This is a genomic window from Bacillus methanolicus (genome assembly GCF_028888695.1).
Taxonomy (GTDB): Bacteria; Bacillota; Bacilli; order Bacillales; family Cytobacillaceae; genus Bacillus_Z; species Bacillus_Z methanolicus_B.
Genome location: NZ_PNFF01000002.1, coordinates 781,581 through 795,735, shown reverse-complemented (window position 1 = coordinate 795,735; position 14,155 = coordinate 781,581). Strand labels below are relative to the sequence as shown.

Annotated in this window: 17 protein-coding genes and 5 tRNA genes; 2 read left to right on the top strand and 20 right to left on the bottom strand. The window is 40.6% G+C overall.

Annotation, left to right across the window (positions count from 1 at the left end):
- Positions 1–80: 80 nt before the first annotated feature.
- From C0966_RS15660 to C0966_RS15635, 6 genes are all read right to left on the bottom strand, one after another.
- Positions 81–152: transfer RNA gene (locus C0966_RS15660), tRNA-Gln, on the bottom strand.
- 60 nt (positions 153–212) lie between these two features.
- Positions 213–288: transfer RNA gene (locus C0966_RS15655), tRNA-Asp, on the bottom strand.
- Between the two features lie 77 nt (positions 289–365).
- Positions 366–437: transfer RNA gene (locus tag C0966_RS15650), tRNA-Glu, on the bottom strand.
- A 15-nt stretch (positions 438–452) separates the two neighbouring features.
- Positions 453–543: transfer RNA gene (locus tag C0966_RS15645), tRNA-Ser, on the bottom strand.
- 4 nt (positions 544–547) lie between these two features.
- Positions 548–622 (bottom strand) — tRNA-Asn (locus tag C0966_RS15640).
- Positions 623–1,036: 414 nt separating this feature from the next.
- Positions 1,037–1,510: a SprT family protein gene (locus tag C0966_RS15635; protein ID WP_274856615.1), complete on the bottom strand. Its 474-nt coding sequence runs from the start codon at positions 1,508–1,510 to the stop codon at positions 1,037–1,039.
- Positions 1,511–1,605: 95 nt separating this feature from the next.
- Here C0966_RS15635 and cmpA point away from each other — a divergent pair, with 95 nt between their 5' ends.
- A complete protein-coding gene (cmpA, locus tag C0966_RS15630) occupies positions 1,606–1,719 on the top strand; it encodes a cortex morphogenetic protein CmpA (RefSeq protein ID WP_003348416.1) in 114 nt (37 codons plus the stop codon).
- A gap of 18 nt (positions 1,720–1,737) precedes the next feature.
- Here the strand turns inward: cmpA and C0966_RS15625 are convergent, their stop codons facing one another.
- From C0966_RS15625 to acpS, 14 genes are all read right to left on the bottom strand, one after another.
- Complete coding sequence (locus C0966_RS15625; RefSeq protein ID WP_425535960.1) at positions 1,738–3,894, bottom strand: Tex family protein; 2,157 nt, start codon at positions 3,892–3,894, stop codon at positions 1,738–1,740.
- Between the two features lie 133 nt (positions 3,895–4,027).
- On the bottom strand, positions 4,028–4,627 hold the full coding sequence (locus C0966_RS15620) for a PP2C family serine/threonine-protein phosphatase (protein WP_274856613.1): 600 nt from the start codon (positions 4,625–4,627) through the stop codon (positions 4,028–4,030).
- Positions 4,624–5,418, bottom strand: a complete 795-nt coding sequence (gene sigB, locus C0966_RS15615; RefSeq protein WP_274856612.1) for an RNA polymerase sigma factor SigB — start codon at positions 5,416–5,418, stop codon at positions 4,624–4,626. The genes C0966_RS15620 and sigB overlap by 4 nt, the downstream gene beginning before the upstream one ends.
- Entirely contained in the window at positions 5,396–5,869 is a 474-nt protein-coding gene (rsbW, locus tag C0966_RS15610; protein ID WP_274856611.1) for an anti-sigma B factor RsbW, read from the bottom strand. Before rsbW ends, sigB begins: the two co-directional genes overlap by 23 nt.
- Positions 5,869–6,198: an anti-sigma factor antagonist gene (locus tag C0966_RS15605; RefSeq protein ID WP_274856610.1), complete on the bottom strand. Its 330-nt coding sequence runs from the start codon at positions 6,196–6,198 to the stop codon at positions 5,869–5,871. Before C0966_RS15605 ends, rsbW begins: the two co-directional genes overlap by 1 nt.
- A 57-nt stretch (positions 6,199–6,255) precedes the next feature.
- Positions 6,256–7,266, bottom strand: a complete 1,011-nt coding sequence (locus tag C0966_RS15600; protein WP_274856609.1) for a PP2C family protein-serine/threonine phosphatase — start codon at positions 7,264–7,266, stop codon at positions 6,256–6,258.
- A gap of 10 nt (positions 7,267–7,276) precedes the next feature.
- Positions 7,277–7,678 carry an anti-sigma regulatory factor gene (locus C0966_RS15595; RefSeq protein ID WP_274856608.1) on the bottom strand — a complete coding sequence of 134 codons (402 nt, stop codon included), beginning with the start codon at positions 7,676–7,678 and terminating at the stop codon, positions 7,277–7,279.
- Between the two features lie 4 nt (positions 7,679–7,682).
- Complete coding sequence (locus C0966_RS15590) at positions 7,683–8,054, bottom strand: STAS domain-containing protein (protein WP_425535959.1); 372 nt, start codon at positions 8,052–8,054, stop codon at positions 7,683–7,685.
- Complete coding sequence (locus C0966_RS15585; RefSeq protein WP_274856606.1) at positions 8,036–8,857, bottom strand: RsbT co-antagonist protein RsbRA; 822 nt, start codon at positions 8,855–8,857, stop codon at positions 8,036–8,038. The genes C0966_RS15590 and C0966_RS15585 overlap by 19 nt, the downstream gene beginning before the upstream one ends.
- 476 nt (positions 8,858–9,333) lie before the next feature.
- Entirely contained in the window at positions 9,334–9,684 is a 351-nt protein-coding gene (gene ndoA / locus C0966_RS15580; RefSeq protein ID WP_003348433.1) for a type II toxin-antitoxin system endoribonuclease NdoA, read from the bottom strand.
- Positions 9,685–9,688: 4 nt separating this feature from the next.
- Positions 9,689–9,970, bottom strand: coding sequence for a CopG family ribbon-helix-helix protein (locus C0966_RS15575; RefSeq protein ID WP_003351271.1), 282 nt, complete (start codon positions 9,968–9,970; stop codon positions 9,689–9,691).
- A 424-nt stretch (positions 9,971–10,394) separates the two neighbouring features.
- A complete protein-coding gene (alr, locus tag C0966_RS15570; protein WP_274856605.1) occupies positions 10,395–11,555 on the bottom strand; it encodes an alanine racemase in 1,161 nt (386 codons plus the stop codon).
- 197 nt (positions 11,556–11,752) lie between these two features.
- Positions 11,753–12,766, bottom strand: coding sequence for a LolA family protein (locus C0966_RS15565; protein WP_274856604.1), 1,014 nt, complete (start codon positions 12,764–12,766; stop codon positions 11,753–11,755).
- A 283-nt stretch (positions 12,767–13,049) separates the two neighbouring features.
- Positions 13,050–13,409, bottom strand: coding sequence for a holo-ACP synthase (gene acpS / locus C0966_RS15560; RefSeq protein ID WP_274856603.1), 360 nt, complete (start codon positions 13,407–13,409; stop codon positions 13,050–13,052).
- 113 nt (positions 13,410–13,522) lie between these two features.
- Between acpS and C0966_RS15555 the strand changes: the two genes are divergently transcribed.
- Positions 13,523–14,122 (top strand): rhomboid family intramembrane serine protease, encoded by a 600-nt coding sequence (locus C0966_RS15555; protein ID WP_274856602.1) that lies wholly within the window; start codon positions 13,523–13,525, stop codon positions 14,120–14,122.
- The last annotated feature ends 33 nt before the right edge of the window (positions 14,123–14,155 follow it).

Below are 14,155 nucleotides of genomic sequence, written 5' to 3'. Positions count from 1 at the left end.
CTCGATCGGTACGCTGACGCCGATTCAAGCAGCCTTTTCGGTCGTGCTCTACCGGCTGAGCTAATGGCTCTTTTAAATAACTGGGCTAGCTGGATTCGAACCAGCGCATCACGGAGTCAAAGTCCGTTGCCTTACCGCTTGGCTATAGCCCAATATGAAAACAACTGTAGTAGTTTATAACAAAAAAAAGAAAAAATACAACTAGTAAATACTGGCGGTCCCGACGGGAATCGAACCCGCGATCTCCTGCGTGACAGGCAGGCATGTTAACCGCTACACCACGGAACCTGACTCAAAGATAATAAACCATATGCGCCTTGCCACGAGAATAAGCAATAAGTGGCAAGGCGCTTTAGCACTTGTGATGACCCGTACGGGATTCGAACCCGTGTTACCGCCGTGAAAGGGCGGTGTCTTAACCACTTGACCAACGGGCCATATTGGAATATCTCTGGCGGAGAAGGAGGGATTTGAACCCTCGCGCCGCTTGCACGACCTACACCCTTAGCAGGGGCGCCTCTTCAGCCACTTGAGTACTTCCCCATAATGGCTCCGCAGGTAGGATTCGAACCTACGACCGTTCGGTTAACAGCCGAATGCTCTACCACTGAGCTACTGCGGAATAATTAGTATTACTTCCTAAAGTATGTGTTTAGCTTAGCCGAATGTCCCCATCTCAGTAAGCTCACTCAAGCTGCGGCTCGATGGGTACAACTCGCAGCTTTTTCACTGAAGCTTTGCTCGTTGCTCTACCACTGAGCTACTGCGGAATAATTAGTATTACTTCCTAAAGTATGTGTTTAGCTTAGCCGAATGTCCCCATCTCAGTATGCTTACTCAAGCTGCGGCTCGATGGGTACAACTCGCAGCTTTTTCACTGAAGCTTTGCTCGTTGCTCTACCACTGAGCTGCTGCGGAATATTCACCATCTTATCGACTCTTTATATTATAGAGACGTGTACTCAGAATGTCAAGATGATTTTTTATTGAAAAACACACTTTCAAACCTGTCACGATTCAATAATTTATCATGGTTTTACTCTGACGTCAACTCCTTTATTTTTATCAATTTACCTCTGCATTTTCCGCATACATATCTTGATATATTAATAGATCTTCTCCGCTTATAAACCTGGTTGCAGCTTTTACAGGAATAGATGATTATTTTGCTCGATTTTCTTCTTTTTCTATACTCAGGAAGGGGACTGCAAAAACGGGGAGCATCCACTTCTTTTAGCAGTTTTCGAAAGTCCGGATCACGATGGCGGTACCCTTTCCCCTCAAGGTGCAAATGATAATGGCAAAGTTCATGTTTAATTATGTCTACCAGTTCCTTTTCGCCAAATTGTTCATAATATTTTTTATTGATTTCAATGTTATGGGTATGGAGCAAATACCTCCCTCCCGTTGTCCGAAGCCGTGAGTTGAACAATGCGCGATGGCGGAATGGCTTATTGAAATAGATAAGGGACAATTCTTCTACAAGTTTTTGCAGTTCTGACTCTTTCATGTTTTTTCCGCTCCTCTTTCTGTAAACATGACAACCTATTATAGCATACATTATATATACCTATTTAGAAGATTTACTTTTCGGGAGGTTTTAGTATGCCAACCTGGTTTCAAAACCAAATGAAGAAAGCATTCTACGAAAAGGATCGATATCAAATAAAGATTTTAAATCAATGCTGGTTTTTTTACAGAAAAAAACACTGCTCATAGCAGTGTCTTCTTCACTCATTATTGATCGTTATTTTCAGAAGGCGCCAACATCGTTAACGCAATTCTTCCTTTATTTGTGTCCACGTTATCCACCCATACAGTCACGACATCGCCGACTGAAACAATATCTAAAGGATGTTTGACAAATTGCCGGCTGAGCTTTGATATATGAACAAGCCCATCCTGTTTTACCCCGATATCAACAAATGCACCAAAATCCACTACATTTCTGACCGTTCCCTGAAGCTCCATTCCCGGCTTTAAATCTTCAAGTTTTAAAATATCCTTCCTTAAAAGCGGTTTTGGAAGCTCGTCCCGTGGATCTCTTCCCGGCCGGATTAGGGCATCAATAATGTCTTTCAAAGTTAATTCCCCGATATCCAGTTGAGCAGCAGTTTCTTTCAAATCCAATCCAGTCAGAGCATTCTTTAAATCATCTGTTCCTATATCTACAGTTTTAAAGCCCAGATTTGCAAGCAGTTTTTTAACTTCCGGGTAATTTTCCGGATGAATGCCTGTCCGATCAAGCGGCTCATCTCCATCAATAATGCGCAAAAACCCTATCGCTTGTTCATAAGTTTTTGCACCAAGTCTCGGGATTTTTTTGAGCTGTGCTCTTGTTGTAAATTTCCCTTGCTCTTCCCGCTGTTTAACAATATTATTTGCAACTGTTTTAGACAAGCCTGCGACATATTGCAAGAGGGAGGAAGACGCAGTATTTACATTGACTCCTACCTGGTTAACAGCAGTTTCGACAACAAAGGTTAACGATTCAGAAAGCTTTTTTTGCGAAACATCGTGCTGATATTGTCCAACACCAACCGACTTAGGATCAATCTTAACAAGTTCCGCCAAAGGATCTTGCAATCTCCGGGCGATCGAAACGGCACTTCGCTCTTCTACCTGCAAATCAGGAAATTCCTCTCTCGCAAGATCTGATGCTGAATAAACACTTGCGCCTGCTTCATTGACAATTAAATAAAAAATCTCTTCATTTACTTCTTTTAAAGTTTCTGCAACAAATTGTTCTGTTTCTCTTGACGCGGTTCCATTTCCGATGGCAACCACCTCAATCTTGAAGTCTTTAAGAACTTTTATGAATTTTTCCCTCGCTTCTTTTGTTTTCGATACAGGCGGATGAGGATAGATTACGTCAATATGCAAAACTTTCCCTGTCTCATCCACTGCAGCAAGTTTGCATCCTGTTCGGTAAGCGGGATCTACACCAAGCACAATTTTTCCTTTTAAAGGAGGCTGCAGCAATAGGTTGCGTAAATTTTCAGAGAAGATATGAATGGCACGCTCTTCGGCTTTTTCCGTCAGTTCGTTTCGGATTTCCCGTTCGATTGACGGCTGAATAAGACGTTTGTATCCGTCTTCTACCGCTTCTGCCACAAGTGATGCTGTAATGGATTGCTGATCTTTAATCCATTTTTTATGTAAAAATTGAAGGATTTTCTGAATGTCAGGCTTGATTTGAACGCGAAGTACCTCTTCTTTCTCGCCTCGATTCAAGGCAAGGATGCGGTGAGGAACGATTTTTCCGATAGGCTCTTCGTATTCATAATACATTTCGTACACTTTTTTCTCGTCTTTTTCAGCTTCTTTTACCTCGGATACAATTGTTCCGGATTTTGCTGTTTCTCCACGGATCCATTTTCTGCTTTCCGGATCATCTGATACCCATTCAGCAATAATATCCTTTGCTCCGGCAAGTGCGTCTTCGATACTGTTCACTTCTTTTTCCCCTGATAAAAATTCGCTCGCTTTCTCTACAACAGATCCTGTTTTTAGAAAAGTCAGAAGCCATTCAGCTAACGGTTCAAGCCCTTTTTCCTTCGCGATTGTTGCTTTTGTCCGGCGTTTCTGTTTATAAGGGCGATAAAGGTCTTCAACTTCTTGAAGCTTAATTGCTTTTTCGATTTGGCTTTGAAGTTCGTCGGTTAGTTTGCCTTGTTCAGCGATTAATCGAATCACTTCTTCTTTTCGCTGTTCAAGGTTCTGAAGATATTGCCATCTTTCAATAATATTTCGCAGCTGCACCTCATCAAGCGCACCTGTTTGTTCTTTCCGATAGCGGGCAATGAATGGAACGGTATTTCCTTCATTAATTAAAGAAATGACATTTCGAACTTGTTTTAAAGATAAAGATTGCTCGGAAGCAATAAGTTTCATTAATTGCTCCTGTTTATTGATCGTCTGTTCCAAAAATATATCCTCCCTATTCCATCAGTTAGTTCTTACCTTCATTTTAACAAAATGTTTATACCGTTTGCACGAAACGGTACAAATCATAAGAAGCTTACCGTTATCCAAGTAAGCTTCCTACGATGAAAGTAGTGTCATCACTAGTCGTCACATGTTTTGTTAATATTTCATTCGCAATAGATTCAACGGGAAGATAGCCGTTTAGCAAAGTTTTTGTTCCTTGAAGATTCAGGCCATCTGAAAAAACGAGGAATTTTGAGTTTGGTTCATAGAAAAACCGCTGTGTCTGGAAAACTTGAGGCCTCCCAGAAAGATAACCTGTTACCGGAAGGGGATAAGTCAGCTTGCCGGAAGGAGAATAGAGGAAAAAACGAATATTGCCTACACAGCAATATTCAAATTCCATTGATTTAAAATAAACCTTAAAAATTGCTACAGCTGCACCCCTTTTTTGCATCAAAGAATTGTTGCACTCTTTCATAAGCGTTTCAACATCTTTGTGGTGGTTCTGCTCAACGACAGAGACAACTGCCTCAGAAGCTTCACGGGCATTAGGTCCGCTGCCAAGTCCATCTGCTAAGACACAGACAAAGTAGTCATCTGTAGCTGTAAAATAATAACTGTCTCCACATTCAGTCTTGCCCTGTTTAGAGGATTGGTGGACAATAAGCTCAATTTTTTCTTTAATACTATAAATCATGAAAGACACTCCGTGTTGTTTATATCAGTATGTACCGCTTCCTGAAGTTTTTTAATAGCTCTTCTCTGCAAGCGGGATACATGCATTTGTGAGATTCCTAATTTATCTCCAGCATCCTTTTGGCTCATATTCTCCAAAAAGGTATATTGGATAATTTTCTTTTCCCGATCTGTTAAGACAGGAAGAACCTTTTCTAAAACTAGTTTTTGGTTAATCTTTTCGTATCCCTCATCAACCGTACCTACGATATCCAGCAATGTAACGGTTCCGCCATCCGAGTCAGCTTCAATAGAATGGTCCACAGATAGAGCCTGATAACTTTTTCCTATTTCCATTGCTTCTAATACTTCTTCCTCAGAAACATCTAAGGCTTCTGCAATTTCTTTCACTTTAGGGGAGCGATGCAGCTTTGTTGTCAATTCTTCCACTTTCGTTTTTATTTTAGGCCCAAGTTCTTTAATCCGCCGCGGAACATGGACACTCCACGTTTTATCCCTCAAAAAACGTTTAATCTCACCGATTATAGTTGGAACCGCAAACGCTTCAAAGCTTTTGCCAAATGATTCATCATAACGGCGGATCGCGCACAACAACCCAATCACGCCGACTTGAACGATATCTTCATGATATAACCCGCCTTTTGAGTATTTACGGGCAATCGTTGCAACAAGGTTCTGGTAATGAAGCACAAGCTTATTTAGAGCTTCTTCATCCTTATGCTCTTGATATGCTTTAATCAAATCGTTAATTTCCTGATTCGATATTAGATTAGGTTGAGATTGTTTCTGCATCCCTCTCCACCTGCTCTCTTTCAAGGTATTTAGTCATAAATACCGTGACACCCTCTTTGTGATGGATTCTTACCTCATCCATCAGAGTTTCAATAAGGTAAAGTCCCAATCCTCCTTCTCGCAGGAATTCAACGGAATCATTTTCATTATATGGTCCAAGACCTTCTCGAGCGGTATAGAAATCAAAGCTCTGTCCACTGTCTGCAACCATGACTTCCAACCGATCTTTATACAGGCCAAAACCAAGTACCACTTCGCCTTTCCCCGTTTGTTTATAGGCATGCTGTACTGCATTTGTACAAGCTTCACTAGTGGCAATTTTTAAATCCTCAATGTCGTCATAAGAAAACCCCATTCGGCTTGCAATACCGGAAAGAGTTAAACGAATGACTCCAACGTATTCCGGCCTGGCCGGAATTTTCATTTCTATATAGTCAAATGGCTGATTCATTACACTCCACCCTCAATCTTGCTGTTTATCTCAATAATATCTGCAAGGCCTGTAATTTTAAATAGCCTCTTTAACCTGCCCGATAAACCTATAAGTTGAAACTTTCCATTGTTGGAGCGCACCTTTTTAAATACACCCACAAATACTCCGAGACCCGTACTGTCCATATAAGAGACTTCAGAAAGATCAACAATCATTTCAATTCCTGCTTTTTCAGAAATAGGAAAAAGTTTTTCCCGGAGTTGCGGAGCTGTATATGCATCTATTTCACCGCTAACTTTCACTTCCACTAAAGATTCTTTATCTTCCACTTCGATCGTCATATTCATTTGATCCACCTCTTTAAAAATCAATCGCTTTTAACTGGTACCCTTTTTAATAAAGTTCTAAACATCTTTTTTCAGTATGATTAAAGTAAAATCGTCTCGTAATTGAAAGTGCTGAAGTTTTTCAAGTTCTTTAAAAATATGATTGACGATTTCCTGTGCACGTAAGTGTAAATATTTTTTGACATATCCGATCAACGTTTCTCTTTCAACAAATCCTTCGGTTGTCCTGCATTCGGTCACACCGTCTGACAATAAAATAATCATGTCGCCGGGAGATATTTTTTGCTTGAATTGAAGGTATTTCGTGCGTTTATCAAACCCTAATAACAACCCTTTTGCTTCCAGTTCAGAGAATTCATCTTTTTCTGCGCAATAATAAATTCCCGGTTCATGACCGGCAGAAGCATAATAAAACATATCAGATTTCGGGTTATATTTTCCGTAAAACATCGTAATAAACATGCTGGGATCTACGTTTTGTTCAACAACTCTGTTAATGTTCTCGAGGATTTCACTCGGCTCGTTTCGATTTTCAGGAAGGCTGTCCATCGCATATTTAATCATTGACATACAAAGCGCCGCTGGTATGCCTTTCCCGATTACATCCGCAATGGCTACACTTAAGCAACCATTTTCATCCTGCACAAAATGGTAATAATCCCCGTTCATGTGTTTCGCAGGTACACTGATTGCACCGATATCCAGGTAATCTACTTTAGGGATTTTCGATCCGAGCAAAGATTGCTGCATGGAAGCAGCAATCTCCATCTCCGTCCGAAGTTCATTCTGTTTGTGCCTTAGGCTCAGATGCTCGCGGTATGCGATTCCGTACCCGATCATCACTTCAAGTAAAATATCAAATGAGTCCATAATTTCCGCTCGAAGGTCTGGATACATTTCATGAAGCAAATTTTTATGAATGCTGATAATTTCTTCCGGGGCAATTTTGTGTTCCATCAAAGTTCTGCTGAACATTTGCCCTGCATACAAAGCTTGTTCTGATTTATCATTAATATATTTTTGCAAAATATCCCGGTATTCTGACTGCATCACTTCACGAAAATCCATAACCTTCCCCCTAACGGAGCCATTTAGTTGCTTTTATATCTGTTCCTTTCCCTGGAACAGAGTCAATCTCAAATTCATCCATTAATCGTTTAACACCCGGCAAGCCGGCTCCTAATCCGCCAGATGTAGAAAATCCGTCTTCCATTACTTTGCGTATATCAGCAATTCCAGGACCGCTGTCAACTGCAACAATTCGCACTCCCTTTTTTCCGCCATCGTGTATCTTTTCGATACAAATTTGTCCTTTTCCGGCGTATAAATAAATGTTCCGTGCCAATTCACTTATGGCAGTTGTAATCCTGGCCTGGTCGACTGTTCCGAAACCAAGCTCTTTTGCAACATTGCGCCCAAGCTGGCGTGCTGCAACAATGTCCCACTCGTTCATGATTTTCACACAGGATTGGATTCCCATACAATTAGTCCTCCAATTCCTGATGAAGTTTCTCCAAACCCTTTTCTAAATCTAAAGCTGTCAAAACATCATTCAAACTTATTCCTAATTCAATTAGTGTAATGGCAACGGCCGGCTGAATCCCGGTAATAACTACTTTTGCCCCCATCAATTTGGACATATCGATGACATCACCTAAAACTTTTGCAATAAAAGAGTCAATAAAATCAATGGAGCTAAGGTCAATCAAAACTCCATTTGCACTTGTTTCATGTATTTTATGAAGCAAGTCCTCCTGAAATTGCAATGCCGTCTGGTCATCTAACTCCCATTGGATGGAGACGAGCAGACAATCGTGTAATTTTAATATCGGTATTCTCACTCTTCTCCCTCCAATTTGACAATTTTTCGATTCGTCAATTCCAACGCTGCTTCCATTCCTTTTCTTAAAGTACTTTTCGTCGTAATTTGATTTAAATCAATTCCTAAATTAACAATTGTCTGAGCAATTTCCGGACGGATTCCAACGATCATGCATTGTGCACCAAGCAGGCGAACAGCATCTGCTGCCTGGATAATATGATGAGCGACCATTGTATCAACCACCGGAACGCCGGTAATATCAATCAGCACTACTTCAGAACGATGCTTCACAACCCCGCTCAATAAATTTTCCATAATTTGTTTTGTCCGTTCCGTATCAATAGTACCGATCAGCGGCATAATCGTAATTCCTTCAAAAACTGGAATCACAGGCGCTGAAAGCTCTTGAAGAGCGATTTTTTGCATGGACACCGTTCTTTCCCAAGTAGGTGCATACATATTGACAATTTCATTTCGCATCGGGTTTAACCAACTGTCAAAGTCATAATGTTTTTCCTTTGTCACGATCCCTTTTTCAACCATTCCTTCAAACACAATATTCCCAAAGGTTTGAAGACCCTTTGTAGCAAAAGTTAAAGGCCATCCTAATCGAACAATTTTTTCAGCAAAATCAGACAATTTTTCTGTAAATGTTTCATTGGAATCCCTTATGTTTGAAATGACAAGATCAATAAATTCCCTGCTTGTCCCAACAAATGCATGATCAGAAACTACCTTAATCAGCCGTTCATCCGACAGTTTCTTAATTTCCTCAATCCATTTTTCGAGAATTGCGTCTCTATTCCTTTGTATATAGTCTACAATCGCTTTATTCATCTATCCTAATCCTCCTCATTTTTCACATTTGGTTACCGTTTTCAATTTTTATTCATACAATAAAAACAAAACTATGTGACGAAAGAATATTCGCAATTATCAATCTCCTATAACCATTTAATGATATCAGATTGTAGACAGTCAAATGATAACATTTAAGAACATAGTTAAATTTTCATAATAAAAAAAGACAAGCTACTATCCAGCTTGCCTTTGCAGAATCACGGTTGTATGAATATGAAATTATAGTGATGTTATGTAAAAGAAACTCACCGTTTACTGACATCAATAGCAACGGCAGTTTCAATCATGATAATCGCCTTTGTCCAGCCTTTAGTAAAAACACCTTATTTATGTTGTCTAGCTCCAGCGCCCAGGTCACTCGGGATTATAGGCTGCTTCCTCGCCGTTTTGCTTATACCCGTCAGGCCTAACCAAGGCGCTTGCGGCTTTTCTTTATAAAGAGCGTGCTTCGGCTAGAACTCTATGAGACCTAAACTGATTTGCAGGGCTTCATCCACTTTTTCCATCATTTCGTCATCGAGATGAGTAATCTTATCGGTTAATCGCTGTTTATCAATTGTACGAATTTGTTCCAATAGGATGACCGAGTCTCGTTCAAAACCGTAACGTTTCGCATCAATTTCAACGTGTGTGGGCAGCTTCGCTTTTTGGATTTGAGCAGTGATCGCTGCTACGATAACTGTGGGACTAAACCGATTCCCGATGTCGTTTTGGATGACTAGTACAGGACGGGTTCCGCCTTGTTCTGACCCAACAACTGGGGATAGGTCCGCAAAATAAACGTCACCACGTTTGACAATCAAAGGTTTATCCCCCGCTAACTAGACGTTCAACTGTGTGTTCTGCCTCATATTCTGCTTGGAATGCTTCTGATGCAATCGTCAGATTAATTTTGGCCATTTCCATATAGCCACGCCTCATTGATTCACGAATTTGTCTCTTTTTCCGTTCGCGCAAATACGCTTTTGTCGCTTGATAAATAAGTTCACTGCGGTTTACATTTTCTTGTTTTACAAAACAATCTAATTCGGTTAAAAGATGTTGCGGTAATTTTACCAAGATCTCCGTTGTTGCGCTGGACTCAGACACAAACATGCACCTCCACCATCACTACACACCTATTTTTTATTCCGTTCTAACCGTTCCCTGTCTCTCTAGTTGGGAGAAACGAACGCTAAGAAACCCGACGGCAGACAGAACGTCCTAGTCGGGCGAATGCCACTGGACAAAGAAAGCTTCGGCAACGACCATCGCACGAAAAAAACGATAGCTTTTCGAGGACGTGGCAATTATGAGCGCGATTGGTTCAACTTTCCATCAGCAGGGAAACTGATGGTGTTTCTTTTGTAATCCCTAACAGTTTTAATATTATCATTAATCAGCCTTAATGCAAAGACAATTTGGCAATTCTTCTGTATTATCGTCCAAATTTTTACCCTTTTATGCATCTGGCTTCATTATTAGTTAAATTTGTTTTTACAAAGTAAAAAAGATTCATATCAAATAGTACTCATTATTTCAGAAGAGAATTACTTATTTCGACCTTTTCTCCGTTCCATTTGTAAATTCTCGGAACCCTGGCCGAAATCATGCAAGGGATTTCGTAATTAATCGTTTCAAGCTTTTGAGCTATTTCATTGACAGAAATAAACTCTTCTTTTTGCCGGCCGATTAACGTACATGTTGTCCCCGGCGGTACATAATATGGCAACTTAATCATGCACTGATCCATGCATATGCGCCCGACAATCGGCGCCCGAATTCCTTCAACTAATACTTCCTGGCCCTGCAGTTTTCTTAACCAGCCGTCAGCATAGCCGATCGGGAGAGTACCGATCCATTCTTCCCCTGCTGCTTCATAAGTAGCGCCGTAGCTTACTTTATCGCCCTTTTGAAGTTTTTTGACATGAACAAGCTTTGAATGCAGTGAAAAAGCTTCCTTTAAAACGACAGGAAGATGCGGTTCTATCTCTAGAGACGGGGTTAAGCCGTACATCGTAATTCCGATCCGCACCGCATTAAATGAAGCAGCAGGAAACCGGAGTGCAGCGGCACTATTGCTCGAATGGACGTAACGCGGACGCACCTCCAACCATTCGATCATTTGATTGAATCGCTCGAGTTGTTTTTCAAAATAAGAATGGTCCAAATGATCCGCTGTCGCAAAATGAGTATAAACCCCTTCAAATAGAAAACGGTCATCTTTCTGGATCAAAGACTCTACAGCCTTTATCTCCTCTTTGCTGCGGATTCCGATTCTTCCCATTCCTGTATCAAGCTTCATGTGAACTTTTAATTTTGCATTTAGATCTAGAATGTCCTGCGCTTTCTTTAACCATTCTTCCTGAAAAACCGTCAGTGTAATCTTTTTTTCTGCAGCCAAGTTGACATCTTCAGGGCGGCTTGCTCCTAAAACAAGAATAGGCGCGGTGATCCCTTTCTTCCTTAATGCAATTGCTTCATCCAAAAATGCAACTGCGAGATAAGAAGCTCCTGCCCGAAGAGCTGTTTCGGCTACCTGCCTGTCTCCATGACCATAAGCATTTGCTTTAACAACTGCCATCATTTCTGTTCCGGAAGGCAAAATCTCTTTAATTGCCTTTAAATTATCGGTTATCTTATCTAAATCCACTTCAGCCCAGGTATCTCGAAAAAATAAAACTTGACCTTCCAACCTGTTTCCACTTCCTTCTGCATCCGTTCGAGTTATAACTGTGTTTGAAAAATTGTCCGCACTGTAGTTGCAGATATGATAATAGTTTGATTATTAAACTCCTTTGTGAACTTGTCAACAACATAAATTGGTATCGGCCAAGTTGTAAAGAAAAAAACAGACTCGGTTTACTGAGCCTGTTTCTCTGAAGTTTTTATTTATTTAACCATACTTTCGGATACGGAACGGGCTACTGATAATAATTCTTCAGGTGATAATTCGTTCGATGCAATCGTATAATTAACTCCTTGATGCGTCCAGGTCACCATTTTTTCTGATAATGCACCGACTGTAAATCCTAAATCAACAGGTTCTCCTTTTACATAGGTAGCAGAAGCTTGAGCCGGCATTACTTTCGCTTTCTCTTGGATAAGTGTATAAGATTTTTCCCCATCATATGTTAAGACAACGCGTTTCGCGTCTTCTGTTTTCACTACTTTCTCATCTACTAGACTTACGCCCGGAATTTCGGCAGTTGGATACTTCACAGTAAACTCCTTATCATCCGAATCTGCCATTACAGGAACGTTTAATTGCGCACCGGTCATATTCTTTTTCATATCAAAATCATTTTTATCAAAGGAAGCATTGAAATTTACTTCCGAAAACGTAACAGTTACGAGAGCATTCCGGTCCGTATCCATCACTTTTACACTAACCGGAGACAAATCTTTTTTGTTAAGAGTAATTTCTTGAAACGGTAGCATTCTGTTATTTTGATAACGTGTTTTTGTTTCAAATACATAATGATCTTTCGTTGCAGAAAACTTTGATTCTTTATCTTCCAAAATATCCTTTACCAAAGACTCATAAAGGTACGCTTGACTGCTGTTCTGCGGCCATTCACTTTGGAACCGGAAGCTTTTGTTAAGTGCAGGAGTCAGTACAAATACACCCTCATCATTTCGAAGAATCATTTGGCTTTGATCCTTCTTTTCATTTTTCAAGTTTACACGGTAGTAGTTCGGTTCCTTATGCCAAATTTGCACATCATACACTTGCGGCTCTGTACCCATTTGCAAAGTCATTTTTGCTTCAGCTTTGTAGCCTTTCATTCCCCCCACTTTACTGTCAAGCTCTTTAACAACATCTTCCTGTGATTTCGAACCGCAAGCGGTTAATGCAAAAATTACCATAAGCCCGGCGAGAAGCAGCAACAACTTTTTTTTCATTTTTCCCTTTCAGCCCCTTTTGTCTCATTTCAACACGGAAATAGAGAATAAGCGCAGGGTTAAGACATTGGCATCCGTGTCCGCTTATCTGTTCGAGATCGCCAATGTTCCCGCCGCCTGGCCTCGTCTCTCCTATTGCACTATGAATATATGAGACAACCTGAACGAATATGTCCACAGGATAACAAGCTTGTAAAAAATTTAACGCTCAGGGAGATGAAAGGCTGCTTTCGTCGTGGAACTGAGAAGCCATCACTTCAAGCGTTAGCTAAGTGATGGTAGTTCACTGATAATCTTCCTCTATGACCACTTGAGCAACCGCAAAATCTCGGCTGTGAGAGATGGATAAATGGACACCATCCTGATAAGGTTTGACAATATAAGGTTTCCCTTTAGCATCTGTCGCTATTTCAATATCTAAAAACGAAAGCTCATGTCCAATCCCCGTTCCGTGCGCTTTTGCAAAAGCTTCTTTTGCCGCAAATCGGCCTGCCAGAAACTCTGTTTTTCTTTTATCTGAAAGCTTTTTGTATTCAACCTTCTCTGTCTCAGTTAAAATCCGGTCGATAAATTTCTCCTGTTGTTCTGAGATTCTTTTTATTCGGTCTAACTCAACAATATCAATCCCAATGCCAGAAATCATTTTTCATCTTCCTTCTAATTATTTTTCCATATGCATATTCATGAGTGTACAAGTATGTTTTTTATGCAACGTTTCAGGCTATGATGTTTGTATCATCCAGTGGGAGGTTCAGTATGTTTACAAGAACGGAGAGCTTTCGTGAATTTATTCGGTACTATCCTGTTGTTTCCATTATTGTCGGAGTACATGTATTATTATATCTTCTCACGATTCTGCCTATCTTTCCAAATCGGCTTCTATTCGAAAAACTGGCAGGTGTTAATTTGTACATTGCAGACGGGGAATATTGGCGGCTGTTCACCCCAATCCTTTTGCACAGCGGGTTTCCCCATATGCTATTCAACAGTTTTTCTCTTGTTCTGTTTGGCCCCGCTCTTGAACGAATCATTGGCAAGAACAAATTCGTGCTTTTATATTTTTCAACAGGGATTGCCGCTAACATCGCCACTTTTCTCGCAAAGCCGCTTGTCTACATCCATGTTGGGTCAAGCGGTGCCATTTTCGGGCTATTCGGCTTCTACATTGCCATGACCCTATTTAAAAGGCATTTGCTTTCGAGGCAAAACACCCAAATTATTTTAACCATCTCTGCTATAAGCTTGATTATGACCTTTGTCCAGCCCAATATCAATGTTACCGCACATATTTTCGGAATGATTGTTGGTATTATCATAGGCGCTGTTTTTTCAAAGACCGAAAAGGCCGTATTTTAGCTGTAAAGAAGATAAAAAAGCGCCCGCGGGCGC